General features: G+C 57.3%; 17 protein-coding genes and 5 pseudogenes. 11 read left to right on the top strand and 11 right to left on the bottom strand.

Annotated elements, in window-relative coordinates:
* Positions 1 to 8: 8 nt before the first annotated feature.
* From C480_RS17545 to C480_RS17535, 4 genes are all read right to left on the bottom strand, one after another.
* The gene (locus tag C480_RS17545) at positions 9 to 686 is read right to left on the bottom strand and encodes an IS6 family transposase (protein WP_006666966.1); all 678 of its coding nucleotides are present in this window, start codon (positions 684 to 686) and stop codon (positions 9 to 11) included.
* Positions 687 to 1527: 841 nt separating this feature from the next.
* A complete protein-coding gene (gene secY, locus C480_RS17540; RefSeq protein WP_006666965.1) occupies positions 1528 to 2994 on the bottom strand; it encodes a preprotein translocase subunit SecY in 1467 nt (488 codons plus the stop codon).
* Positions 2995 to 3200: 206 nt separating this feature from the next.
* Positions 3201 to 3890 (bottom strand): hypothetical protein, encoded by a 690-nt coding sequence (locus C480_RS24790; RefSeq protein WP_394296355.1) that lies wholly within the window; start codon positions 3888 to 3890, stop codon positions 3201 to 3203.
* A gap of 341 nt (positions 3891 to 4231) precedes the next feature.
* Entirely contained in the window at positions 4232 to 5131 is a 900-nt protein-coding gene (locus C480_RS17535; protein ID WP_006666964.1) for a DUF106 domain-containing protein, read from the bottom strand.
* A 393-nt stretch (positions 5132 to 5524) separates the two neighbouring features.
* Between C480_RS17535 and C480_RS17530 the strand changes: the two genes are divergently transcribed.
* Positions 5525 to 6742, top strand: coding sequence for an inorganic phosphate transporter (locus C480_RS17530; RefSeq protein ID WP_006666963.1), 1218 nt, complete (start codon positions 5525 to 5527; stop codon positions 6740 to 6742).
* A 71-nt stretch (positions 6743 to 6813) separates the two neighbouring features.
* Positions 6814 to 7041: a DUF7860 family protein gene (locus C480_RS17525; RefSeq protein ID WP_049903894.1), complete on the top strand. Its 228-nt coding sequence runs from the start codon at positions 6814 to 6816 to the stop codon at positions 7039 to 7041.
* A 160-nt stretch (positions 7042 to 7201) separates the two neighbouring features.
* Here the strand turns inward: C480_RS17525 and C480_RS17520 are convergent, their stop codons facing one another.
* Together C480_RS17520 and rdfA are read right to left on the bottom strand one after the other, a co-directional pair.
* Positions 7202 to 8995 carry an archaea-specific SMC-related protein gene (locus C480_RS17520; protein ID WP_006666961.1) on the bottom strand — a complete coding sequence of 598 codons (1794 nt, stop codon included), beginning with the start codon at positions 8993 to 8995 and terminating at the stop codon, positions 7202 to 7204.
* Positions 8996 to 8997: 2 nt separating this feature from the next.
* On the bottom strand, positions 8998 to 9747 hold the full coding sequence (gene rdfA, locus C480_RS17515) for a rod-determining factor RdfA (protein ID WP_006666960.1): 750 nt from the start codon (positions 9745 to 9747) through the stop codon (positions 8998 to 9000).
* Positions 9748 to 9932: 185 nt separating this feature from the next.
* On the opposite strand from rdfA, the pseudogene C480_RS22370 reads away from it, so the two are divergent.
* The 3 genes and pseudogenes from C480_RS22370 to C480_RS17495 all read left to right on the top strand — a co-directional run bounded on the left by C480_RS22370 (position 9933) and on the right by C480_RS17495 (position 13929).
* Positions 9933 to 10931 (top strand): annotated as a pseudogene (locus C480_RS22370) (IS630 family transposase).
* A 193-nt stretch (positions 10932 to 11124) separates the two neighbouring features.
* Positions 11125 to 12063, top strand: a complete 939-nt coding sequence (locus tag C480_RS17505; RefSeq protein WP_006666958.1) for a PrsW family intramembrane metalloprotease — start codon at positions 11125 to 11127, stop codon at positions 12061 to 12063.
* A 708-nt stretch (positions 12064 to 12771) separates the two neighbouring features.
* Positions 12772 to 13929, top strand: coding sequence for a S8 family peptidase (locus C480_RS17495; protein WP_006666956.1), 1158 nt, complete (start codon positions 12772 to 12774; stop codon positions 13927 to 13929).
* A 227-nt stretch (positions 13930 to 14156) separates the two neighbouring features.
* Here C480_RS17495 and C480_RS22365 read toward each other — a convergent pair.
* Positions 14157 to 14319, bottom strand: a pseudogene (locus C480_RS22365) (IS5/IS1182 family transposase); the annotation flags it as partial.
* 218 nt (positions 14320 to 14537) lie between these two features.
* Between C480_RS22365 and C480_RS24785 the strand changes: the two are divergent.
* The 3 pseudogenes from C480_RS24785 to C480_RS24575 all read left to right on the top strand — a co-directional run.
* A pseudogene (locus C480_RS24785) lies at positions 14538 to 14600 on the top strand (MogA/MoaB family molybdenum cofactor biosynthesis protein); the annotation flags it as partial.
* A 55-nt stretch (positions 14601 to 14655) separates the two neighbouring features.
* Positions 14656 to 15227, top strand: a pseudogene (locus C480_RS17490) (ABC transporter substrate-binding protein); the annotation flags it as partial.
* Between the two features lie 4 nt (positions 15228 to 15231).
* Positions 15232 to 16088: pseudogene (locus tag C480_RS24575) on the top strand (FecCD family ABC transporter permease); the annotation flags it as partial.
* A gap of 88 nt (positions 16089 to 16176) precedes the next feature.
* On the opposite strand, the gene C480_RS17480 reads toward C480_RS24575, so the two are convergent.
* The 4 genes from C480_RS17480 to C480_RS17465 all read right to left on the bottom strand — a co-directional run bounded on the left by C480_RS17480 (position 16177) and on the right by C480_RS17465 (position 19799).
* Positions 16177 to 16965 carry an ABC transporter ATP-binding protein gene (locus tag C480_RS17480; RefSeq protein WP_006666954.1) on the bottom strand — a complete coding sequence of 263 codons (789 nt, stop codon included), beginning with the start codon at positions 16963 to 16965 and terminating at the stop codon, positions 16177 to 16179.
* A complete protein-coding gene (locus C480_RS17475) occupies positions 16956 to 17786 on the bottom strand; it encodes an ABC transporter permease (protein ID WP_006666953.1) in 831 nt (276 codons plus the stop codon). Before C480_RS17475 ends, C480_RS17480 begins: the two co-directional genes overlap by 10 nt.
* Positions 17783 to 18703, bottom strand: coding sequence for an ABC transporter substrate-binding protein (locus tag C480_RS17470; RefSeq protein ID WP_006666952.1), 921 nt, complete (start codon positions 18701 to 18703; stop codon positions 17783 to 17785). The genes C480_RS17475 and C480_RS17470 overlap by 4 nt, the downstream gene beginning before the upstream one ends.
* 505 nt (positions 18704 to 19208) lie before the next feature.
* Positions 19209 to 19799 (bottom strand): YdeI/OmpD-associated family protein, encoded by a 591-nt coding sequence (locus C480_RS17465; protein ID WP_006666951.1) that lies wholly within the window; start codon positions 19797 to 19799, stop codon positions 19209 to 19211.
* 349 nt (positions 19800 to 20148) lie between these two features.
* Between C480_RS17465 and C480_RS17460 the strand changes: the two genes are divergently transcribed.
* The 3 genes from C480_RS17460 (at position 20149) to C480_RS17450 (ending at position 25527) form a co-directional block, all read left to right on the top strand.
* Positions 20149 to 20544 (top strand): hypothetical protein, encoded by a 396-nt coding sequence (locus C480_RS17460; RefSeq protein ID WP_006666950.1) that lies wholly within the window; start codon positions 20149 to 20151, stop codon positions 20542 to 20544.
* A gap of 1 nt (position 20545) precedes the next feature.
* Positions 20546 to 20743: a helix-turn-helix transcriptional regulator gene (locus C480_RS17455; RefSeq protein ID WP_006666949.1), complete on the top strand. Its 198-nt coding sequence runs from the start codon at positions 20546 to 20548 to the stop codon at positions 20741 to 20743.
* Between the two features lie 1517 nt (positions 20744 to 22260).
* A complete protein-coding gene (locus tag C480_RS17450) occupies positions 22261 to 25527 on the top strand; it encodes a P-loop NTPase family protein (RefSeq protein WP_193787812.1) in 3267 nt (1088 codons plus the stop codon).
* Positions 25528 to 25620 lie beyond the last annotated feature (93 nt).

The following is a 25620-nucleotide window of genomic DNA, read 5'->3' as shown; positions in this document are numbered from 1 at the left end:
GGCACTGTCTAGTTTAGCACCTCGTCAGCTGGCGTTCGATTATCAAGCGATTGATGCGGTCTGAGGCGGTTGTAGTAATGCGCAAATAATGCAAGCCATTGGCGAACGCTCTGCCGACTGCCCACCCACGAGTTGTGGAAACGGTCGAGGCGCATTTTGAGTGTGTGAAACCATTTTTCGATGAGGTTTCGGTCGGTATAGTCAACCCGACCGTTCAATCCTAATCGAGCAAGGGCAGTCCGGTAGCCGAACTGATCGACGAGAAACGTCGTGTCTGAGAGATCGTGTTTCTCCGCGAGTCCAGACAGGAACGCAGCCGCCGGATCGGTGCCATGGCGTCCGAACAACGCAACGTCAAGAATGAGTTTCGTATCGAGATCTATTGCAGCGTACAACCAAGACCACTCGCCGTTAATCTTGACAGCGGTTTCGTCAACCGCGACCCGCGACGGCTTCGCCGTCGGCGGGTCTGGAACGCTGTCAGCTAGCCGATGTACCCATTGCCAAACTGCTTGATGAGAGCGTTCAACGCCTAATTCCGCGAGAATCGTTGTTGTTTCTCTGAGCGAACAACCGGTCGCGTGAAGCCGGACAGCGAACGCCCTGACGGGCGTCGCCGTCCGTTCACGCTCCCAAGTTTCTTCTAAATCCGCCGCAAAGCACTCGCTGAGCAGGTCTGCGAGCATTGTCCCAAACAAACTCAACGACCTGCTCACTTCTCAAACTGGCTTAACTAGACAGTGCCNGCAAAGCACTCGCTGAGCAGGTCTGCGAGCATTGTCCCAAACAAACTCAACGACCTGCTCACTTCTCAAACTGGCTTAACTAGACAGTGCCGGAATACTGAAATACTGCTTAACAAGAGCTATAGCGGACATCTAGGGGATCTTGGAAAAACAAGTGGCCGGGGAATACGCTACGGGCGTTGCCATTCGTCTCCACGAAATGGGTGCTCGTTCAGGAGACACCACCGATGCTCGTTGAATTATAGTAGCTACTGAAAGTCAGTGCACGCCTGATCGTACGACGGCTGTACGATCAGTGTATAAACCGTTTCAGTGGCTACCAGAGGTGCTGAACGTTCGTAGGGGGTGGTCCAAACCGGATACACGCAGAGAAATTATGGTTCTCGGACAGTATCTGGAAGACACCAGCCGTGGGGTCGCCCTACAGCGCCGGAAAAATAACAACCCCTAAGCCATTGTTATTCGAGTTCATCAATCGCGGTTGGTATTCTTCAGTACCGTGGTTTCCGACAGCAATTTCGAAGAACGCGTTGGTGAGTACTCACGGCCGGGTCCGTAGTCGAACTCGTCGAACACACGGAGTGGAACGTTTCCGAGTGGCGCGAACCGTGTGATCGATGTCCTGATTTACGGTCTCGGTTACCATCTCTTCTCCATCTGTTTCCCGTTAGCGCAGCTCTGATGGCGTGTTTCTACGATCCAAAGAAAGCAAAACTGCGGTCGGAGCGCTTCTGAAATGACGATCAGCGTGAGAAACGGGAACCGGAACGAGACCCGTGACTCAGCCGAACATCTGCCGCATTACCGGATGCATTTCCATTAACTGCTCTTCGGCTATTTCCTCGTATAGCTTGTACGTGATACTCACCGTGAGCAAGAGCGATGTGCCAGAGACGCCGCCGATCGTTCCGAGCATATTCGCGAGCACAGCAAGCAACCCGACGAGAACACCCCCGATGATAGCTAACTGCGGGATATAGCGCTCAAGAACTCGTTCCATCACCTTGGGGTTCTGCCGGAAACCAGGAATCTGCATTCCGGAGTTCAGAATCTGATTGGCCGTTGCCTTGGGACCCATATCGGCGGTCTCGACCCAGAAGATCGAAAAAATCGCCCCGCCAGCGATCATGAATACGAGATCGATGAACACACGTAGTAAGATCTGCCACGGGGAATGACCGGCAGCACCTGCCCACCACATCCACTGTTGAGGGCTGTGAATTGGATTGAGGTAGTAGAACAGGCCGTCGATGGGCTGGCCATTCGAATTATAGACGCCGAGCCACGTCGGCAAGCCCTCACGCAACTGACTGTGCAATAGCTGGCCGAAGAACTGGATATTGGACTGTATTGCTCGGACAAAGATCATCGGTAGAACGCTTGCGTAGATGAGTTTCACCGGAAACTTCCCGCGAGCGCCTTTTACCCGTGCATGCGAGAGGGGGATCTCGACGCGAACACTTTCGGCATACACGACAAGTCCGAAGATGAGAAGGGTTGTGAACAATGGTAGGAGTTCGCCAACCCCGAATATCAGCGACTGAAGCCCGTATGCTGTAAATGGGGATCCCACTGAAACATCACCGATCAGTATTCGAACCCACGTCGTGAGGATGCCGGAATCCTGTCCGGTAATACCGGGGACCGCGATGAGCCCACCAACGAGTTTCTGGCTTACGCCGGCGACAATGAATAGGCCGAGACCGCTCCCAACACCCCACTTGCTGATGACTTCGTCCATAAGTAGGATGAGAACGCCGCCAACGGCGATTTGGAAGAAGATCAACCACTTGATCACTCCCAGTGAGACCCCCAGTGTTTGAGCGAGTTGCGGGTCTGCGGGAAGGAACCCGCCAGCGAATACCATTGGCAGGCCGGTAAGGCAGATCATTACGAGGACGAGGAACTTTTGCAATCCCTGGTAGAGGGCCTGATCACGTGGATCCTCCGTATCGATTCCGAGCAGATTCGCCCCGCCAAGCAACTGCAAGACGATGCTCGCTGTCACGATCGGACCGATTCCGAGTTGAAGCACCGTTCCCTGACCGCCCGCGAGTATCGATCGGAATTGAGCGAAGATATCACTTCCCTGGTTTGCACCAAAAAGGTAGATGTTAGATAGGAAGAAGTACAGCACAAGTGTCCCCGCCGTCCACGCGAGTTTCCGCCGAAACGGAACGTGGCCCTCGGGACTACGAACGGCCGGCATCCGGACAAGGATAGGCTCAGCGGTTTCTTTCCAACTCATAACTCTCGTTCAGCGTGACAAAGTGATTCACAACAATGCGACCGTCGGAGACAGACGGCAGTACTGTTTCCTCTCATGGATTGTGATAGCGTTGTCACTCTAGCGCGGTCGGGTGACAGAGAAACGAGACTATTCGCTCCCTGCCACCGTAGCTAATACGGCTGAGTGACGTTCGAATAGAGGTTGATGAGTCGGGGACAAAAATACTACTGTTTTGGCTGTGGCAGCGGTTCTTCGGGCGGCACTGCATCTAGTATACGCAGTGAGTGACGGCGACCGGCTCGATCAAATGCCCCAACGGATGTTTCATCCCACGGCGGGACAGCAACGAAGACGATCTCGTGCAAGTCGTCACGTTTGGTCAATCGAAGCTCCGAAAACGGGTGCGTGACGAATCGTCCCTGTGTGCGCTGAGGCGGTGTATGCAAATCAACGCCAAATACGGAACTGACTGAGTTCGGCTGTTCTGGCAAATACAGATGGGTGAAAACCGGCGTCATGTGGAATACGCCATCAGCACCGTTCAACTCGCCTGCGGGTGTCGTTGCAAGACCGATCGAAAGCGAGTTCGGTTCGGCTTGACGGGCAAGTTGAAGAAGCGTCTCGAGAAGAGACCGTGTGATGTAGATTTCCCGTTTGGGACGGGTGGGTCGGTGGTCGGTATCCGATACTGGTTCTGCAGATTGTTGTGTATGGTTCTTGAAAACAGCGCCAGTGACGGTGATTATACCGACTATTCCGAGGTCCAGATCAGTCCACATTCCCAATCCGGACACGGTTTGCTTCGACACGATATCGAGAAGGATCCCGATGGCTCCCGAAATCACGAGGAGCGTTCCAACGAGAAAGACGGTCGTTGAAAGGGGTGATTCGAAGCGGTCACTGATCGAGGGCATAGTGAAACCAACCTAACGGTGCGAGTTATACGTTCCTGTTCACACTCGCGAAAACACTTGCTCGTTGACAAGGCCGCGAAATCGTACAATGTGAGGTGGGGTGGGTCCCGGTGACTGCGGAAACGAATAGAGCCAGCAAGGGAAGGCTAAGCTACCGTTCACGTGACTCCCTCCGAAGGTTGCCGCGCTCGAGACCTCATCTGATTTCAAACGGGAGTTGGGTCCAACGCTGAACCTCCGAACGACCCGTATCTGTGAAAATGAGCGCCTCACCGATACAACGAGTAATCGAGGCTACCGAGCCGGGTGAGGGCCCTTCGGAAACAACCACTTAGTCATTGTTATGATGTGGCTGCGGAGGTGGATCGGGTGTTGAATATTTTCCGGATGATTTGCCGTGAAGCCATCGAACAGAGGAAGTACCAGACGATCCACGTCGACATCGGTCCAAAGAGAGCCTCTTGCCACGACACAGCACCAGCAATCGGAACGACCATTCCCGATTCTGAAACTCCCAAGTGACCGCCTCGCACCTTCCACCGGAGCCAGAGAAACACTGGAACTGTCAACAGCATTATCCAGACCATCGGTCGAAGCTGCACTTTGAACATCCCCAGCTGGTCACTCGCGGCTTCCATCTGTTCTTCCTGAATCTGCTCAAGCGCCTCCTCATCACCGCGTTCCTCGGCCGCCTCCCGTCGTTCTTTCAAGTCGTTCATCCGTTCCTGATACTGCTGGAGTTTCTCGGTATCCATCAGCCTCGATTGCAAGAGGGTCGAATAGAGTCCGGTCACTATAGCAAGCAATAGTATCACAATATGAAACGGAAGGTGCGCTGTGATCGGCGCGAGCAGGACGTTATCGAACGATGCGATGAAATCTCGAATACCAGTGTTCCAATAGCCGGTGAAGAAAGCCAGCGCAGTTATCCCCGCCGCTTTATCGTACCAGTTCCACGACACGGACTCAATGTCGATGCTACTGCTCTCGTTGGAGACGGAACGATCGGTTACTCCTAACCGCTGTTTCAGTTCGTCGGGGTTCGCCAGTGTAAATCCGGTTCCCCCCGCGACAAGCACTTCTTCTCGGATCAACCGTCCCCACTGACTACTCGATACTGCATCACTCACGTCACTCCACTGAAGCTCTTCAGTACCGCCATCGCTCCGTTCGAGGATAATAGAGAGCGACTCACGCATCGCTGGATTCCCAATAAACTCCTCTAACTGCTCTCCGGGCATACAGTTACTTCGATGGTTGAATCGGACGATTATCAACTCTTCCGTTTCGATCGTTCCAGATAGACCTTCCAAGCAGGTGAACAGTCGCAGCGTCGACCACCGCTTCTCTGACAATCACTAAGTGGTTGTTACCTCACTGTTAGCTCGAATTGACCATCGGAGCATCGGTGGCGTTCAAAAGACGATTTGGAATGCTGCGGTGCCGTCACCTTCGTTGAAACGCATTGGAGTTCCATTACTTATACAGAACATTGGCACAACGAGCGACGATATGCGTGGTTTCGATGGATTCATCCGGTTTGCAGCGTGATCCCGAAGAGATGAGAACACCGAGTCGTCATCAAACGATCTCGATGCATCACTGGCGAGTACGAGCGGGGCACGCATAGATCGATGGCGTCCGCGATCCTCGTTCTTCCGATCGCACTACTGGCGGCCCTATTCATGTCGCTCACAGTCGGCGGGAACAGCAACTCGGCACCCGTGGCTCCCGCCGTCGGTGCAAACGCACTTTCGGTCCTCCGAGCAGCCCTCCTGGTCGGCGTGGTAGCCGGATTCGGTGCGATACTACAGGGCGGCAGTATCTCCGAGACAATCGGCAAGGATCTCGTCACCGGCGTCACGATCACACCGCTTGCAGCAACGGCGGCCTTGTTGACCGCTGCAAGCCTGATCACGATCGGGAACTCGTATGGGATTCCAATCCCGTCTGCATTCACCGTTACCGGAGCGATGGTCGGTGTCGGAATCGCACTGGGCGGTGGTTTCGCAGTCCACGAATACATCGTCATTCTCGAGTTCTGGTTTGCGATTCCCGTTGTGGAGGGCGTTCTCGCATACGGGCTCGCACGCGGCCTCCAAAGCGACCGTCTTCCCGAAACCGTCGGGATCCCGTTCCTTGCTGGCGCAGTCGGTTACGCGCTGGCGAACATCCAGCTAACGATCATCCCATCACCGAGCGGCGCACAGGGATCGGTCGCTCGATATCTCGCCACCACGTACGATCTACTCCCAACTCCCGTCGTCGGCTCCTACACGCTGGGGATGATTGCCGTAAGCGTCGTCGGTGGCCTCGTTGCCCTTGCCGCTACACGGGCCCTACTACAGCGAGACGAGGCCACCGGGATCAATCAGTTCCTCGTCGCGCTGGGGCTTATCGTCGTGTTCACGAGTGGAGGCACGCAGGTCGGGTTGGCGACGGGGCCACTCGAGACGATCTTCGAAACGACCCTGCAGATGCCCGCAATCATCTTGCTTGCGCTCGGTGGCGGCGGAATTCTCTTGGGCGCATGGATCCGAGGTCCGCGACTCGTTCAAGCAGTCTCGAACGAGTACGCAACACTCGGGCCGAGGCGCTCGATTGCAGCCCTCATACCCGCGTTTTTAATTGCACAGCTCGCAATCGTCCTCGGGATTCCGATCTCGTTCAACAAAGTGATGATCGCGAGTATCGTCGGGAGCGGACTCGCCGCGGACTCGTCGAGTGGGAGCGGTGTCTCACCGCGAAAAGTGGGCATCACGGTCGGATCCTGGGTCGGATCGATGCTGGGGGCTGGAATCGTTAGCTACGCACTCTACCTCCTCTTGAACGCGCTGCTTGGCGGTGGATAGGGCAGAAAACGGGTCGGTCGATGGTCGCTGAGTCGAAACCGATTTTATTGAGCCTCCGTTCATTCCGCAGTATGGGGCACAATATGAGACTCGACTACGCAACGTATACCAAGCGAGGGTTCCTTCTCGGAGTCGCCCTTTTTCTCCTCGGTGCGATCGGAACCGCAGCTGGCCCGTCCCTCATCGGACAACTCCCCGGTTGGGAACAGACTGCACTCTTCGATTCGATGGTGATCGGTATCGCAACAGGATTTTTCTCCGTCTTCGGATTCGGAATCTTCCTCCCGCTTACGGACTAAGTCCCGAAGAGAGCGCTTCGGAGTCGTCATGTACACATCTCCCACACCCTACCGACGCTATGCAACAGATCAGAGACCCATATGATCGGACTGATTCCAAAGAGCCGCATCCAGACCGCTTCAACGGATCAATCTCTGCTCCGTCAATCAGAGACTGCCATCAGGGTGTTGCTTCGACATCCGACTCACGCGACACAACCTGCCAATTGGACGGCGAAAGCTCGTTCGCATCGAACCCTTCGTTTTCGGGATACGCCGTGAGAACGAGGTATTCAGTCCGGTCAGCCAGGTATTTGACCAGGATTTGTAGATTGTCACTTGCGAGCCCACCGAGACCGTCCAGAAGCATCACCGGTACCCGCTGGCCGACTTCGAACGCTTCGTGACCGGCAAGCGCCGCGACGATTCCGAGCAACTCCCGTTCGCCCTCACTCAGTGCGTCCAGTTGAGCCTCGCGTCCTTCGCGTGCGACAACGAGATCAAATGAACTCGTGAGACGTGCCGTCTCAAATCCTGTATCGAACTGTTCGAGCAAATCCGTAAGCGCCGACGAGAAAGCCTCACGCGTCCGACGCTTGATTTCTTCTTTTCGATTACGGAGATCCGCGATATCGGCGGCTAACGCGTCATACTCCTCTTCGAGCGTATCGCGTTGTTCCGCAAGGGACTCCGATTCGTCGAGTTCAGCGCGTGCATCAGCTAGTTCCGCCTCGGTGTACTTGATCTCGCTTTCGAGATCGGTGATGCGATCGTCAGTCGAATCGACTTCCGCCTGGAGTTCGGTAATCCGAGAGTCGAGGTCGTCTCGCCGCTCCTGTGCTAATTCGAGGCTCTCTTCTGTCTCAGCAAGTCGGGATTCCAGGTCTCCAATGCGGTCGGTCAAGTCGGTCTCCCGGCGCTGTGTCGTCTTGAACTCGTCTCGTTTCGCTTCGAGTTCGTCGACGCGATCTTGTATCTCGGCAGCTTGTGAGCGGAGTTCAGCGATCCGATCATCGAGTGCGGATAGTTGCGCCTCGAGATCGTCGCGTGTCGCGTCGTTTCCGCAGAGCCAACACGTCACTGAATCCGCTAGCATATCGTGAGAGACCGCCGTCAGTAGTTCGACACGACCTTCATCGAGCACCCGCTTGTTCGCCTCGTAGACCGACTGCAATAGTTCCCTGTCTCGTTCGATACCGCGGAGATCATCGTTGAGTTGTTCGAGTTCAGTCTCGATCGCATCACCCGAGCGCACGGTAAGCGACTCCAGTTCGGCGCGTTTTTCCGAGAGGGTGTCGCGAACGCGCTCGGCGGTCGTCTCGAGACGGTCGATTTTCGCCGTCAGTCGGTCCCGTTCCGCTCGGAAGTCACTGAGTTGTTCGCGAGCGTCGCTTTCGGCACCAGCGTCAGAATCGAGGTTCTCGCGTTCAGTCCGCAACTCCTCGAGATCACCCTCTAGACCAGTGACTCGCTGCTGGAGTTGTGGGAGGCGATCAGCGGCTTGTGCGGCCCGCTCGAGTTCGCGTTCGACATGATCGCGTTCGGCCCGTAGATCCGCTATTTGTTCGTCGATATTCTCGAAATCCAGGGGTTGCGTGAGGACTGACTCTACGTTCTTGCCGACTCGAACTGCGTGTCGAATCTCGTTTTCCTCGTCGAGGAAGGCGAATAATGACGCACAGATGCGATCGTATTCCTCATCGAGATAGGGGTTGCCAGACCGCGAGACGGACCCGTTCGTTCGTTCTAACTCGACGACGACTTCGTCGTTGTCATCGTCAGTTTCCAAAACGGCTCGACCGGTTGACTGTCCTTCGGTCAACGGCTTCACGGTGCCGAAGGCGGTCTTTATTCCCGCGAGAAAGCTCGATTTACCTTGCCAATTACTCGCGCGGACTGCATTGACCCCGGGCTCAATGGAGGCCGCACCCTCTCGAATACCCGCGATATTGTCGAGCGAAAGATGCCACGTCATGGTTAGAACGGCACAACGACAGCCGCTTCCAAGAGCGATTCACCGAGGAACGTCGTTTGAAGCGCTTCGGCGACCATGTAGGGGGCTGCAATAACTGACAACTTGTTGCTAAGACGTTCTCTCACTGGCTCTTCAGGCTCATTTTCGGCGTGTGCATCACAGACATACCCGCGTTCGACGGCATCCTCAAAGGGCACCCGGACAGAACAGTCCGGACAACTCAGTTTGACCTGCACGTCGACTTCGGCTTGCTCCGCATCTCGGAGACGCTCTTTCGACGCAAGCGATGAGAGCACGGACCGTGCTTTTTCGACAGTTCGTTCTCGCGCCATCTGAACGGTGTTTGCTTCCCAATCCGTTTTAGCTGGCGTCGTCTCTTTTTCGGCCTCAAGACAGCCTTTGAGGTGGTGACGCATCGTGCTCCACGACACCATTTCATCCGTAATATTGTCAATATCAAGCCCATCAGTAGCGAGATCAGCAGCTAGCTCGTCACGTTGAATGTCCGCGTCACCGGTGATAACTTCGTATTCGCGGTCTATATGGACAGACACCGTGTCGCGTCCGTGCACTTCGTACAACCGTTTCAGGAGTCGTTTGTTGAACCACTCGGTGAGGGCTTTGTATCCGTCAGCGGACCGGCCATCGGATCCAGTCCATCGTGCTACAAGATACTCATCGACAGATTCGTGTCCTGCGTCGGGCACTGTCAGGCCGTGGCGTTCGATAAGAGAATCGATCTTGCAACCCATTGGTTTGGTCTACACGAAGGGTGGGTCTGCCAGTTAATAAACGTGATTACTGGGGAACGGATGAACCATCCGCGACACTCACCGATATCGGCGTATCCAACCGTTCGAGTAGTTACGTATCGCTCGCGGGGCACTGTCTATAGTAACCGGTAGAATTATTTACTCGTAGAGTGTCCCAAAAGACAGTGGAACACCTCGACGAGATCTCAGTCGAAAAATTGCAAGATGCTCTCGACAATGTGGACGGAAAGAAGCCGACACAACGGCTCTTAGCCCCAATAGCGTACAAAGCGACGTCGAGCAGACTGAACTAGCCGAGTGGTACGGCGTGGAGCGACGAACAATCTATAGTTGGCTCAAGCGACTCGATACTGATGAGTCGCTTGAGCAGACTGTTTCTGATGCTCACCGATCTGGGAGAAATCGAAAGATCTCGGAAAAAGAGTAAAAACAGTTCGAAGCAACTGTCCACGAATCTCCTGAGGAAGTTGGGTTCGACGCACCGGCGTGGACGCCGGCACTCGTCCAACAGTATCTTCATGAAACCTACGATGTCAAGTACTCAATCCCGAGTTGCCGTCGGTTGCTCAAAGAAGCGGGATTGAGTTATCAAAAGCCACGCCGTACAGCCGCTGAATCTGATGCTGACGAGCAAGAAACGTTCCGCGAGGAGTTCAAAAAAGCGACGGGAGATGGATGCCACAGTAGTCTGTATCGACCAAACCAAGAAATCCGTGCAAGTTGAGCCGTGTGCCGCGTGGTTTCCCCGCGGCACGCGGCCGTCTGTCGAATTGTCCGGTCAACGCGACTGGACGTGTCTCTTGGGCGCGATCACCGTCTTCGGTGATCGCTTCTTCGCTCGATTCGAAGAGTACGTAACCGCCGAACACGCCAAACATATCATTCTAGAATTATGTAAAGAATTCAAAGGTGATTTGCTCATTGTGCTGGATGGTGCGCCGTATTTTCAGGCGTCGGCCGTCACGGACCTGGTGGCACGTGACGACCTCGCTTTCGTCACGCTACCGGCATACTCGCCAGAGCTAAATCCTGTCGAAGAGTGCTGGAGACAACACCAAGCCGCTCTCAGCAATCGCTTCTTTGAGTCACTCGATGATCTTACAACCGCAATTGATACAGCTCTCGATCAACTCTCTATCCCAAAAGTGAGTAATTACTTCTAACTCATACTATAGACGGTGCCATGTCGTACTCATACTCCTCACGGCGAGCGGCGTCAGCCGTGAGCAAATAGGGTAGTTCACATATAACTCACAGACTTTTTCACGCGATTATTCCCTCATTATCCTCATCAATGAGTAAGTGTTTCCGATCACCATCGTGAATATTTTTATAGATTATTCTCGCGGTTGGTGCATGGTCTCAGATGATCCAGAAGACAGCATTGACGACAGGGAGCAGTACGACGTGACGACCTGGGAAGATCGAACGAGACTCGATCATCTTACGGTCAGAGCCTCCGGATTCATTGGTCGGTGGTGGGTTTTCCTCGCGGCTGTGATCGCCATACTCTTTGCCGCACACCCACTTGGGGCCGTCGGGACCGAGCTGGTACAGTATCCGTGGCTCGGCGCTGTGATGATGCTCTCTCTGGTAGGCGGTCTGCTTATCGTCTGGTATATCCGACGGATTAATCCGACGACGGTCTCGCGCAAAGCGCTAGTCGTAACGTTCCTCCTCGGCGGGGCATTCGCCGGCATCGCCATCCTGGTTGAGGGCAGTCTTCAGTCTATCATCGACCATATTCCTCTCATTGGGACAGCTCTGACCTTACTCCTGGTCGTCGGGCCGGTCGAAGAACTCGTGAAGTGGGCGGCTGTCCGGCTATACGCTTTCGAGCGTTCGAGCTTTCGGACAGCTCTTGATGGGGCACTTTACGGGGCCGCCGCGGGGCTAGGCTTTGCCGCCTTGGAAAGTTCGGAGTACATCGCATCGGCAGTTGCACAAGGCTCGGCCAGCGATCCAACTCTCACATTGGCCTTGGGTGGAGCGATCGGGCGGGTGCCCGCTGTGCCGCTCCACGTGTTCCTTACTGCCTTGGCTGGGTACTACCTCGGCCTCGCGAAGGCCAATCCAGAGTCGTATGCTCCCATTGTCATCAAGGGATTGCTCATCGCCGCGGTCCTCCACGGAATCTACGATACCCTTGTGACGTACCTCCCAGGCGTCGTCGGACTCGCCGTCGCAGTCGTCTACGTTAGTGGTATCGGCCTATTGCTGTATAAGAAGCTCTCTCGGTACCAGCAACAGGTCCCCAGTGATGGCTCACCTGTACCGACGACGGCGGGTTCGTAGGTCACACCCTCGTACTGCGAACCCGGCTAAAGGATGGTGGTGTTGTTTGCTCCTCAGAGAGGTGAGAGGATCCGACGATGTCAGAGACTGATTCACTGTTGAGTCACTGACGCCACAAACGCCTCGAGTCGATCGAATCCCCGGCTCATTGACACGGGAATCGCGATGACCATCGGTATGGAGACACTTCAATCGTATGTCGCCTACGAAATCCAGCACCAACAACGCCTTCCGTTCCTCAACCAGATTGCCCAGCGAGCAGAGAAACTCCGTGAGGAGAGCAGACTCACTCAGTGGCCGTGCAGTGTGAGAGTCAGCTGACCAGCGGGTACGGCGTCACTACGCACCCCACGTCGCCTGTTTGAACGTCCCTTCTCTCGAGTAACCCATCTAGTGAATTACAACGATAACCGTTCAATGAGCCCAATTCAGTCACGTGAGTAGACCTGGTGGTATTAGGTCGTTGTTATGATTGCCGTGAGCATGATAATACTCCCCGCAATCTCACTCATAGGTTGTAATTTCTGTTGGATTTAATACTCCCTATAGATACTACTTATCGAATAATGGATGTGTATTCGTTATTAAACGAATACCTACCCAGTGATCATAGCGAGTGGTTCGTCTATGAACAAACCACCTGAAACGCAATTCGAGAACCGAATTGGACGACGATCATATCTCCGAGCAGCTGCCACCGCAGGAATTGTGGGTGCAACGCTTGGAAGCATCGGAACGACTGCAGCACAGGATGCAGAGACGACGACTCAATACAACGTTGGTCACGAGACCGAGGCAGGAAGAGCGCATGCGAGAGATATCGCGGTAGAAGTCCACCACGAGTTCGAGGCGCTAGATATCACCACGGTCGAAGTTACAGAGAGCGACCTCGACGCCCTCGGTGACCATGAGGATATTCGATTCGTCGAAGAGAACATCGAGCGGAGCCTCGATCTCCCTGACACCGATCCTGACAACCAAATACAAGAGGAACTCGAAGTCGAGCAATGGAAGCCCTGGGGAATCGAACGAGTTGGTGCGCTTGCGGCGCACGAACGAGGCGAGACCGGGTGTGGTACCCACGTTGCGGTCATCGATACCGGTATCGACCCCACGCACGAAGACCTACATGCCAACATCGGCGAGGGTGTTGCCTTCGTCGAGACCACGGCCGAGAGCGATGAAGCGTGGGCCGATGACGACGGCCACGGCACGCACGTCTCGGGGACAATCGCCGCAGTCGATAACGACTTTGGTGTCGTCGGTGTGAGTCCGTCTGCGACGCTCCACGCAGTGAAGGTGCTCGATGACCAAGGAACTGGAACCGATGCGGACATAGCTGCTGGTATCATGCATGCGGCACGAAAAGGCTACGACGTCGCCAATCTCAGCGTGGGCGAACCAGAGACAACGCAGACACAGACCGAGGCTGTCAAGTTCGCTCACGAGGAGGGGCTCCTGCTCGTTGCGGCGACTGGGAATGACGGACACCCGCAGGTGGACTACCCTGCGGACCTCGATGAAGTGATTGGTGTAAGTGCGATCGCGAAAGACGATTCGCTTGCATCGTTTTCGAACACGGGCCCCGAAGTGAACCTGACCGCTCCTGGTACTCTCGTGTTATCGACGATGCCTGGAAATCAGTATGGAGTCATGGAGGGAACCTCGATGGCGACACCACACGTGACGGGTTCGGCAGCGTTGCTAGCCGCACACGGCCTCTCTAACGATGAAATCCGCGAACTCCTCACCGCATCCGCAGAAAACATCGGACTTGGACCCGACCAGCAAGGATCCGGGCTTGTCAACGCGAATGCTGCCACCGAGGAACTCGAGAGACTGGAAGGAAAGGCACTGGCCAAGTAACCCCTCGATATTGGTTTGTGTCCGCGTTGTCGGATTCACTCCCGCCCTGTCGTTCCGCGGTTCCGACAGCGCCTCGGAACACTCCTCACAGAAAGGGCGGGATTCTCTCTTGGTAGGGAGATAGTGCGAATGTAGCACGAGATTCGGCTCGGATTCGTGGGTTACCCCATTCAGTTGGTTGCAATGCCAATAGTGGGCCTTGTTGAATCGCTGTAAGGCGGTGGATTTCACTGTTTGATGGCACACACGATGTTGTAGACGGCACACATCAGAGCAATTTCACGGAACTCACGGTACCAGCTACGCGCGCATGGCGTAGCCGAGCGAGCGCTTGACGGCGGAGTTTACGGTTTCAGTCAGTGATCGCTGGGCGTACTGATCGTCGTCAATATTGTTTAACAACAATGATCCAGAATCGCCGCGAACTCCCTCCGATTGAGAAACGACGGACAACTGATGCTGACAGGCACGAGACTGTATCGACCCGCTCGGCGTGGCGATCGTAACGGTGTCGTCGTCCCGAGGGACTAACGTCGAAAAGGCATCCCTCGGGCGACGCCATCGCGAGTCTCCTCATCGACGCGGGTCACGTTGTCACGTTACGTCGAATGATTCCGGACGACTACGTCCGGACCAAAACGACCGTGAGTGGGTGTCGGGATCAAGCAGACATCGACATCGTCGTGACGACGGGCGGGACGAGAGTGACCGACGACGATGTCACCTCGTCAGGAGCAGTATCGGGCCTGGGAGTCACTGCACGACGAGTTCATGGAGAACATCCCGAACTGCCGCCGGAAGACGAACGCCCCTCGGTTGTCGCGCTGTGGCGCGGCGTCGACCCGACATCCGGGTCGTTCTTCCCCTCGCCCCTCCACCAGTATCACAACCAGACCAAGCCGCTCTACCGGCTCGGCCTCGAAGACGGCTACGATGCGGAGATTCCGAGTGGCGGCAGTGTCGGGTACGAGGAACTGCTCGATCACGACCCCGACTACATCGCCGTCGTCGGTTCACTGACGTCCGACACGCACGAGGGATTCGTCAACCAGATCGTCGAACCGTTCGAGAACGATGCGAACGGGCAGGAACTCACCGCCGTCCAAGAGGGCAACATCATCCGGTCCGGCGGCCAGTACATGGGCCCGACCGTCGACCTCTTCGCCACGGAGGCGGTGGCCAAGCAGGTCTGGCCGGATCGCTTCGGCGAGTGGCCCGGCCCCGTCCGGGATGTCTCCGAGGACGAGCAACTGTTCGACCGTCAGGAGGTCAGCGACATCATCAACGGGAACTTCTAGCGAGATGGTGCAGGTACGCGACCGACTCGCGAAGCTACGCGCGGCGGCCGACGACTGGTACGACACCTCGAAGCTCGCGGTGATCGTCGTCGGCAGCCTCGCCGTCCTGCTCGGGTCGACAATACTGCAGGTGAGCTTCGGCTCGTACCCGATGACGCTGGGCGAAGCGTGGCGGACAGTCTTCGACGCGGAGGTGCTGTTTCGCCTCGACGTCTGGCAGTGGGCGCTCCTCGGCGCGGAGGTCCCCGAGTGGCTGTCCACCCAGCAGGTCATCGTGTGGAACCTCCGTCTGCCCCGCATCCTCGTCGGCGCGAACCTCGCGATCTCGGGCGCTCTCTTCCAGACCGTCACGCGCAACGAACTCGCCAGCCCGTACATCCTCGGCGTCAGCGACGGGGCCGGCCTGGTGGTGCTCCTCACGCTGACGACGTTCTACGACCTTATGCCGTTCCTGCCGATATTCGCGGCGCTGGGCGGCGGAATTGCGTTCCTGCTCGTGTACGCCATCGCGTGGAAGAACGGCATCAGTCCGGTCCGGTTGTTGCTGGCGGGCGTCGTGGTCGGGACCGTCTTTGGATCCGTCCAGCGCACACTGTTCTTCTTCATCGACGACCTCGGCATCGCGATGGCCGCACAGGCGTGGCTCTCCGGACGCTCCTGAACGCCGGCTGGCAGGAAGTGCGCATCGCGCTCCCCTCTCCGGTGCTGTCGATGGTGCTGGCGTTCGCCGTCACGCAGGAGCTGGACATCCTGTTGCTCGGCGAGGACCGCGCGGACTCGCTGGGGATGCCCGTCGAGAAGATGCGGTTCGCCATCGCGGATTCCTTCGAACTCGTAGCTACATTGTCTCAGAGTAGCGCCGCAAACTACTGGATCACACCGCAGAAGCCGACGCCGTCTAATGATTCACTAGATCCATATAGTGTTAATGTCAATCTGAATGAAGGTGTCAGTGACGAGTGTCCACCGGACTCCCGAGTTCAGTTCTGATTTCCGCGACGGAGTCGACAAAATCATGCGCCGTCCGTTCACGCGGGCGTTCTAAGTCAATAGAGATGGTCGACTGCACGGTTCCTGGGTCAGCGTCCATGACAACGACGCGGTCGGCCAGCGTCACCGCTTCGTCGATGTCGTGGGTGACGAACACGACTGTCTGTCCGGTCTGTGCCCAGATATCTAGTAATTCAGCGTGTAGGCGGTCGCGTGTCCGCGCGTCGACACTGCCGAACGGTTCGTCCATCAACAGGATCTCCGGATCGACGGCGAGGGCGCGGGCGATCCCGACGCGCTGTTTCATGCCGCCGGACAGTTCCTTCGGGTAGGCGTCCTCGAAACCCTCGAGCCCGACGAGATCGATCAACTCCCGAACTCGTGCCTCGCAGTCCGCACACTCACACGCGGGCCGGTCGAGCCCGAATCGAATGTTCCCGCGGACGGTTCGCCAGGGGAACAGCGCGTACTCCTGGAAGACCAGTCCCCGGTCTAAACCCGGATCGGTGACCGGGTTACCGCCAACCAGGACCGAGCCACTGTCCGGGTCGTCGAGGCCGGCGATCGTTCGCAACAGCGTGGTCTTTCCACACCCGGACGGCCCGACGACACAGCAGAACTCGCCCTCTGAAACCGAGAACGAGACGTCTCCGAGCGCTTGCGTCGATTCGTAGGCCTTGCTAACGTTCCGAATGCTAATCTTCTCGCTGGACTCCTGATCTGTGGATGACATCTCGTTCATCGCCATGAAAGTACACTCCGTTCGACGAGTCGGAACCCGACGTCCATACAGAGGAACGCCAGGCTGATCAGAAACATGTAAGCGACGCTGGTCGCCATCGCGAGATTGTTCGAGGCGTTGATGATCTCGTAGCCGACGCCGGGTGCGCCGAACAACTCAGCGCCGACGACGATCATCCAGCACCGGCCGATGCTCGTCCGGAACCCCGTCAACACGTGGGGGGCCGCGCTCGGGAGAGCGACGAGTTTCAACATCGAGAGGTCGCGTTCTACGCCGAGCGTCGACGCGGCATCGGTCAGTTCGCTCGAAACGCCCTCGACGCCACCGTAGGCGCCGTAGAAGTTGATCCAGAACGCGCCGACGAAGACGATGAACGCCGCGCCGGTGTGGTGGATGCCGAACCAGACGATCGCAAAGACGACCCACGCTAGCGGCGGGATCGGCCGGAGCACTCGGACGAGTGGCCGTAACCAGTCGTCGAGTGCACCGTTCCAGCCCATCGCCAACCCGAGCGATATCCCACAGCTAGCACCGAGGAGGAGGCCAGGAACGTAGTGGAACAACGTCTGTGCGAGGTGTGCGAGCCCAGTCGGCAGCACCAACGCCGACCCGAAGATGGGGACCACAATCGCAGTTGAGGTTGCGAACAGGTCGAAAAAGGCGTGCACCGAATCGACCGGTCCCGGCACCAAATACGACGGCTGGGTCGTCATCGCCCCGACCCACCAGACGAGAAGAAACACGAGCAGACCGCCCAGCCCGCGCAGATACCGCTGCAGGTCTCCTTCAAATATGGCCGTGACCATCGTGTCGGTTTGGTGGCTCATTCTTGGATAGCGTCGTAGGGGTCGAACGCGAACAGGTTCTCGGTCGCGATCGATTCCTCGATGTTGCCGACGTTCGCGACGAACTCACCCATCGTTTCGGCTTGGTCGGTGATCGCGTGGGGGTCCGAAATGAAATCCGACGCCTGTGAGTCCATGGCCGCCGTAGCGAGATCCTCGCTCACGCCGGAGCCGATGACCGACGCAGCGTCGGCAGCGGCTGCATCCGGTGAATCTGCCGTGAACTCGGTTGCCGCCGTATGCTGTTCGACCAGCGACTGCGAGATGTCGTTGTCGTCGATCACCTGCTGGTTCGCGAACAGCACCGTAACCGGGTGATTTTCTAGGATAGCACCAGACCAAGCGAGTTCACCGAAGTCGTCATCCTGGCCGATGATCGTCGCGAACGGCTCTTGGATGATCGTCGCATCGATGTCGCCCGACTGGATCGTCTGGACCGCTTTCGCCGGGGGGACTTTCGACTTGTTGATGGCGGCGGCCACGTCGCCAACATCGAGATCCTCCTGGATCCAGTACCGAAGCACAATATCGGGGACGCTCCCGTCCGGTGGAGCGCCGAATCGGATCTTGCGGCCGTTCTCCTGCTCGAATCGCTCGAACGTGTCCGTCCCTTCCTGGTCGTACAGATCGACGAGTTCGGTCGTCGCCATGATCTTGAAGCCGTTTTTCGAGTTCGCCGCGAGGATACCGGCGTCGGTGCCCTTGTCGGCGAGGACCATCGCAGGAGTGATTCCGAAGAGCGCAGCGTCGACGTCCCCGCTGGCGAACGCCTTGACCACGTTCGGTCCGGAACTGAATCGCTCGATAGTGACATCCACTGGGACGTTCTCATAATACCCCTCCTGTTCCATCACGTAGTGTTGCATGTTCGGATAGATCGGGACGTACGCGAGAGTCATGGAGTCGAGGGACCCACTACTTCGACCGAGGCAACCGGCGAGTCCCGTTGCAGCAACCGCACTCGCGCCTACCCCCTGGAGCAGTCTTCGTCGCGTGGTTTGGACCATCGGTGTTACTAACTCAGTGTACTAATATAATAACTACTGCGATATCGGATCCCATAGTTAATAGAACCCAGCGCTATTGAGATAGTTCTAGTTTGAGAGTTCACCATTGGAAAAACGGTTGGGACCAGAGTGTCTTATCATATCGAAGGAGTGGTGAAAATAGGGATAGGAATGAGCGGCCTGCAAATTCAAGAAACGGCAGTGATCGTCGCCGAGGAACGTGATGGAGTTTTCACCGAGATTCCGTCTGGATCAAGTCATCGAAACGGATCCCAAATCAGAGTCGGCGTCGGAGAGGTAAGTCGTTGACTGGAGCCAACAGCGCGGGAAACCGGGCCGAGAATTGTTGGGAGGTCGTAGCTCACGACCGGTCAATCGAGAATTCTCGTGGGATCGTTCACAGCCGCCGCTGATTGTCCTCGTCATACGCTCGAAGGTCCTGCTCTACGAGTTCAACCGTCTGCTCGAGCCGCCGTTGTTTCGTCTCATCCGTCTTCGCCTCCTCGAGCAGCGCGATGAAGGCGTGCTGATCCGAGTTCGAGAACGCCTGGAAGTTTTCCCAGGCCGTCTCGTTCTCCTTCAGTGCCGCCTCGAGTTCGTCCGGGATTTCGTGGTCGTCGGCCAGCCGATAGGCCTCGTCCCACTCCCCGGACTCCCTCGCTGCCTCGACTAATTCCATTCCGGCCGGGGTCATCTTCCCGGCTTCGACCATCGCCTGGACGCGTTCCTTATTCTTCTTCGACCACTTGCTGTCGGGCTTTCGCGGCGTAAACCGGCGCTTGTACCGTTCGTCGTCAATGCCGTTGATCAGACCGTCGATCCAACCGAAGCAAATCGCCTCCTCGACCGACTCGGCGTAACTGATCCCGGACCGGTCCGAGTCCGCCTTGTAGTACCCGACCCAAAGCTCGTCCTCAGTACCGGAGTACTCCTGGAGCCAGTCACGGAATGCCCCGCGCGATTCAAAGAAAAGTAGCTCGGTAGTCATGACGAGACGGGCCCTCGAACTGCCGTTACCACGGTCCAGTTCCGTTGCATGGGGATTGAGGAGGTTGAGTTACCGACACTACTCAACAAAACGAGAAACACCTTCTAAAAAGTATGTGTTTTGATTGAACGTAAACGGGAAAGACTGCTGCATTCTGGTCAACTAGTTACTATCGTCCTCTGATTCTACATTTATAATTCAGCAGGTTCCGCAGAGAAACACTTAAGATAATGGAATATATTGATTCCAATATGGAAAGGATACCTTCCATAATGTCTGGTGATACGGACATCCTTGAAAAAGGTGCTACTCAAGAAATGAACTCGGAGCAAGACGCCCTAGTGATACTATGAGTGAACTCCCATCGAATCTTAAGCGGCAGAAGCTTGCTGGGTACGTATTGCTAGCAGGTGCAGTAACGATTCTAATTGGCAGTATCGCAGTATTCCAATACTATGATCTCCCGCCAATCAGTTATCTTGGGCCTCTTGTTCCAGTTGGTATCCTTGTGGCCTTCGGTTATAGGGCAGTCTCCGCCAGCAATGACCAGAAGGCGTTAGGTGATGAACGGACGGCTGAATTGTTCGGAAAAGTTAGCATCAATGCTTTCTGGTGGTTAATGGCGATTATCCTAATCAATGGGTCATCGAACCTTGTTCCGAGAGATAGTGCAGAATTCCTGTACCTGGGTAGTGGATTAGCCATCTTCGCCATCTACTACGTATATTACAGATATATCGAATGATATGAAAAACGAATTAAAAGTCTACCGAGCAAAGCACGATTTGACTCAAGAAGACCTTGCGAAAGCGGTCGGAGTTACTCGACAGACCATTAACGCACTCGAAGCAGAGAGATATGACCCATCTCTTGAACTTGCGTTCAAACTCGCAATATACTTTGATTGCTCGATAGAAGATATTTTTTCCTACGATAGTAATTGAGTCGTTCAGTATGCAGATTCACTGAGCAATCCAACCGATTATTCGTGACGTGCCTGCCTTCTGGACGTTGATCCAGCAGGGGACCGCAGTGTACGTAGCCATGGACCGGTGATCGTAACTACAAGGAGAGATAATAGAACCCTCGTTTGAAGCCGAATGTAGGCCACAAACTGCGGAGTATTCGCGACCGCTCGCCAACCGCCCATCCGCAAGTTCTGGAAGCAATTCGCATTGTAACCGCCGTTACGGCGTATGTGGACGCGTTTTCTCGGCACGCCCGACGCTGGTGAGTACGCCCACGTCGATGCGACAGTGATTTCGCCCGTGAAGACACTTTGTATGGAACGTTTGAAGCGAAAAACGGATATCGAAGAGCAGCGAACGGGAGGGGTGTCCTCCGTCGATTCCCGATGACGGACCCTCATGGATGGCGGTGTGTGGTAGAAAAATTTATTCAGACGGTACGTTAAGTTGAACGCAACCAACCACCGTTGTCGTTCTCTCGGATGGAGTCGTCGACGGAGTCGGTTACCACGAACCTATGGACCCCACGATACAGGAAGTCGGACCCGGCGAATTAGCGGACGTAGTCGAGCCGGGCGAGGTAACGCTCGTTCTCGGTGCACCCGGTATCGGAACGTCACAGCAGTTGCAGTCGCTAGGGCAGACCGTCGAGCGACTGCCCGCGACAGCAGGTGTCGACGACGACGAACTCGTGGTCGTCGATGATTTCGTCTCGGCAGTGTTTGCCCTTGGCGAAGAGCACCCGTCGACCTACAGTTACGAGTTCGGCGAGAAGTCGCTGTTCGCCAGAGCGGGAGGCGCAGTGCTCGTCACCCGTCCCCGGAGTTTTGACTGGCTTTGCCGGAGCGATGTGGGGATAGGCGGAGGTTTCATCGAGACGGTCGACACGGTCGTGACGGTCCGAACGCCGCCGACTGCTGCCGCGGCCGCAATCAACGATGTTCGGGGACGGATCGAAAAGCGGAGTCCAGGTGGGCTGCGAGACGGCGAGCGAGCGGCCGTGCTAGAGCAGACCTGGTATCCGCCATACTACTTCGAAACCGCGGAGCTTCAGAACCACCTCGGATGGTACGACGCGACGGTCACGCCGGCAGCGTTTCTCTCCCTCTCGAAATACGACGATACAGAGGTCCTCATGCCAGACGACGTCAGGGAAGTGTTCGGAGACTGTGACAGCTCAATCGGAGCATGGAGCGAGGAGTTCGCGGACAGTATCTCGCGACTCGTTCCGAGCGGTTGCCTCCCGAGTCACATTCCCAACGAACGCTCGCCGCCGGTCCTCGCTGCAGTCGCGCTGGTTGCCGTTGGACTCGCCGAGGATGCAGACTGGCTCGAGTCACTCGCTCGGTATCGAGTACTCTCCCCGGCCGCCGAGGCGCTTGAACTCTCTCTGGACCTCCCGCCTGGAACGGTCGATCATCTCCGGGTGTTCGCCGCCGATCCCGCACGAGCAGTGATCCTGTCTCTTATACACATCTCTGAGCGGGCTGGCNATGTGTATAAGAGACAGGTCGGCGGGTTCGTCGTTCGACGAGATTTCGACGGGGCCCGAGGAGTACGGTTCGTCTCGACTCGTCGGTGCTTGGCACTGGGATGGACCGCAAGCGTTGCGCGAGTCGGCAGCTGAGCGCGAGCTGCCAGCACCGCCCCAGGAGCCAGACGAAACCCCCGGCGAGACAGCAACGGATTGGACATCGCTCGTCGATGGAGACGAGTTCCTCGACGCACTTGACGGGGGGCTTGTGGTGCTTTCCGGACCGAAAGCGAGCGGAAAGCGACGGCTCGCTGCGTCGCTCGCCTCGGAACTGGAGGAGTGGGGCACAACCGTCGTCCTCCCCGACCTCACACATCCGGACCACATTCGGACTGGAATCGACGCAACGCCGAACGCGGTCGTCGTCGCGACGTACGGTGCCGGGCCGGCGAGGATCACCAGCGACGACGGCGTTCGAGCGCTTCCCGAATGGGTTACGGAGGGAAGTTGTACGGGCGCGCTGCTCATCTGCGACGACAGCGACCGTGAGCGACTCGACGACACCTGTGAGCGGGCTGGCTGTGACGAACTGGCAGCCTGGAACGACCGCGTCGAGTTCTCACTCGACGAGCCGAACGCTGTTTCTGACCGCGATCCAGAAACCGTCGCCGGCGACCTGCTCGATGCAATCGGCTGGAACGAGGTCCAGTCACCGTCTCGTCGGACCGTCGATGTCGAGTCGGTCACGGACCAGAGCACACTGGCAGCGGTTTCGGGGGTTCCGGATCACGCACTGACTGGCGAGTTCGTCGGCCACGTCGTCGCTGAGGCCGTCGATATCATCTCGACCACGCACGGCCCCGACGCGGCACAGCAGTGGCTCTCGTTCATCGACGACCTTGTGGCAGATGTCGGGCGCAATCGGAGTTCCGACACCGATGAATCCGTCCGGTATCGAGGCGAGGTCTACGGGACCGCGATCGCTGCCGTGGCGACAGCAGAGCCGACGACGGACGAGTGGGTCCACGCGGTCGCGCGGGGTGTCCTGACCCTCACCAACGAAACCGCGACCCCGCGCGGTCAGGAATCCGCCGGCGGAGATCTGGAACCGTTTGCCACCGCGTTCTCGGGTGCATTGGCGACGCTCGCACAGCCGCCGGACGGAACGAGGGTAAACCACGGTGCAATCGGGTGTGTCGACCAGGCCCTTCACGATGCAGTCTCGGATGACGTGCGACAGTTTCCGCTCCACTTCGTCTACGGGAGTGCAGTCGAGCAAATCGTCCACCGGGCCGAGGATCCCACGACGGCCAACGGCGGCCTCACCACACTATTCTCACTCGTTCGCCAGTACGCGATGAGCCCCTCCGACCGGTCCACGGCAGTGGTGCTCCAGAACTCCGTTGGCTCCATGATCGGAGCTGTAGCGGGCCTCGAGTGTCCTCCAGAGGAGCTGTCGGCCTGGATAGCCGATATCGAGTCGCGTGTCGGGGACGCGACAGCGCTCATCAATGATCCAGACGCCCGAACAGCGATACTCGAAGAAAGTTACGCCGCCGGGATCGGTCTGTGGGTGTTCGAACACGGCTGTCCGGACGACGTGTTTGCCCCCTGGCTCGACGCTGTCGGCCACAGCATGTGTCAAACAGCAGTCAAGGCGGACCTCGACGACCCTGAAACGTTCGTGGTCGACGCATACGGCCGCGCTGTTCGGGCCGTCATCCGAACGGGCGAACTCGACCGAGCGGAACAGTTGTTCTCGAACTGTCATCGGCTCGTCGATACGATCGCGAGTTCGAATCACTTCGCAAACGAGTGGGAACTCCGGGCATCGCTGCACGCGAAGGCGCTTGCGTCCTTCGGCGACGTAGAGCGGGACCATCCAGACGAAGTCAATCAGTACCCTTACGGCAGTGATTCGATCCCGTTCGACGACTCCCTCGGTTTCGAGGACTGGATAGAACGATACGACGAAGCAGCGATGCGAGGAGCAGCATCCGACGCATCGACAGCCGAGACGAGGCGGTATCTAACGGATATCTACTGCGGGGCGCTGTCGACGCACGTCCGGGGTTACGACCCCGATTCGGCCGGTTCGAACGACGGAGTGAGACCGCGCAGGGAGCGGACGTGGTATACAGGCCTCACGGAGCGGATCGAAGCGAGGGCGACTACGACTGACTCGGTCGACGATCCGCTTACCTTCCTAGCGGACGTATTCGGCGGGGCTGCCGTGCACTGGGCGGCCAACGGGGAATCGAGTCGCACCCGGGAGTGGATCGAGGTGCTCGTCCGGTCGCTGCGGACCAGTCGGAAGTCCGTCGACGGGCCGAGCACGACGGAGTGGTACGACGCGTTCGCATCGGCGGACGCCGAGATTCTGGTGGCAGTACTGACCCGGACCGATGTCGGTGAACGGACGCACGAACGCCTGGTCGAGGCAGTGCTGTCCCGGATCGAAGCTGCGGCCACAGCCCCGGACAATCCGCCCCACCCCGTCGAGTACGTCGTGTCGGTCTTCGGTGGCGCACTCGCACTCGCCGCCGACGCTCCGCCCGAGGGGGTACGGTTCGGCGTCACCGAAGCCCTGGCAGTCCTCGACGACGGGGTCTCGCTCGAGCGGGACGGGACCGAGCGAACCGAGGTTTTCGAACGGGTGTACGCAGAGGCGTTCGCGAACGTCAGTCGAACCCACACCGATGCCTCGGAGGCGGCGGCGTGGCTCGAAATCGTCTCCACCACGATCGAAGCGATCGCAACGGAGCAAACGCAGGAACGTTCGGCCGCGTTCGTCGCCGCCGTGTACGTTCGATCGCTCTTTCAAACCGCACAGAACGGTGCCGACGGATGGTACCAGCGGCTCGACGCGGAACTCCGCGAGTACGCGAATGGCCCGTCAGTCGACGATCCGGCGGCGTTTCTGGAAGGGGTCTACGCCGATGTAGTCGTCAAGGGTGCAAAGAGACACGGGTCCGAGAGACGAATCGAAACGTGCATCGAGGCCGTGAGCGAATCGATCCGGGCCGCGACCGACGGGGACGTGATCCGTTCGAACGACGCCTTCGAGCGAACGATCTCACGAGTGGCCGAGACGTTGTTGACGGCCGACGTCCGGAACCGCGGCGACTACATGAGACGCCTCGATCGCGGACTACGGAAAACGGGTTCCGAAGACCTTGCAAACGATGTGTTCGACGGCGAAAGGAGTGACGACTCCGATAGCGAGCCAGAGCCGAATCCCAAGAGGAAACCCGGAAACACTTCAACAGGACAGCAGGATCGGTGAGATCGATGCCGTCCGTTCCGACGCAGTTCCCTTGACATCACGGACCGACACGAACTGCTTACCGATGGCAGCAACCCGAACCGGAAGTCGACC

The organism is Natrialba aegyptia DSM 13077 (assembly GCF_000337535.1).
GTDB lineage: Archaea > Halobacteriota > Halobacteria > Halobacteriales > Natrialbaceae > Natrialba > Natrialba aegyptia.
The sequence above is the reverse complement of the archived record's forward strand: the minus strand, read 5'-3'. Positions and strand labels throughout refer to the sequence as shown.

Coding starts and splice junctions, on each gene's coding strand:
- C480_RS17535 (WP_006666964.1), bottom strand. CDS start 5,131: ATGCCCGGAGAGCAGTTAGAGGAGTTTATTGGGAATCCAGCGATGCGT.
- C480_RS17465 (WP_006666951.1), bottom strand. CDS start 19,799: ATGACTACCGAGCTACTTTTCTTTGAATCGCGCGGGGCATTCCGTGAC.
- secY (WP_006666965.1), bottom strand. CDS start 2,994: ATGAGTTGGAAAGAAACCGCTGAGCCTATCCTTGTCCGGATGCCGGCC.
- C480_RS17480 (WP_006666954.1), bottom strand. CDS start 16,965: ATGGCGATGAACGAGATGTCATCCACAGATCAGGAGTCCAGCGAGAAG.
- C480_RS17525 (WP_049903894.1), top strand. CDS start 6,814: ATGGGGCACAATATGAGACTCGACTACGCAACGTATACCAAGCGAGGG.
- C480_RS17545 (WP_006666966.1), bottom strand. CDS start 686: ATGCTCGCAGACCTGCTCAGCGAGTGCTTTGCGGCGGATTTAGAAGAA.
- C480_RS24790 (WP_394296355.1), bottom strand. CDS start 3,890: ATGCCCTCGATCAGTGACCGCTTCGAATCACCCCTTTCAACGACCGTC.
- C480_RS17475 (WP_006666953.1), bottom strand. CDS start 17,786: ATGAGCCACCAAACCGACACGATGGTCACGGCCATATTTGAAGGAGAC.
- rdfA (WP_006666960.1), bottom strand. CDS start 9,747: ATGGGTTGCAAGATCGATTCTCTTATCGAACGCCACGGCCTGACAGTG.
- C480_RS17460 (WP_006666950.1), top strand. CDS start 20,149: ATGAGTGAACTCCCATCGAATCTTAAGCGGCAGAAGCTTGCTGGGTAC.
- C480_RS17520 (WP_006666961.1), bottom strand. CDS start 8,995: ATGACGTGGCATCTTTCGCTCGACAATATCGCGGGTATTCGAGAGGGT.
- C480_RS17455 (WP_006666949.1), top strand. CDS start 20,546: ATGAAAAACGAATTAAAAGTCTACCGAGCAAAGCACGATTTGACTCAA.
- C480_RS17505 (WP_006666958.1), top strand. CDS start 11,125: ATGGTCTCAGATGATCCAGAAGACAGCATTGACGACAGGGAGCAGTAC.
- C480_RS17530 (WP_006666963.1), top strand. CDS start 5,525: ATGGCGTCCGCGATCCTCGTTCTTCCGATCGCACTACTGGCGGCCCTA.
- C480_RS17450 (WP_193787812.1), top strand. CDS start 22,261: ATGTGTATAAGAGACAGGTCGGCGGGTTCGTCGTTCGACGAGATTTCG.
- C480_RS17470 (WP_006666952.1), bottom strand. CDS start 18,703: ATGACTCTCGCGTACGTCCCGATCTATCCGAACATGCAACACTACGTG.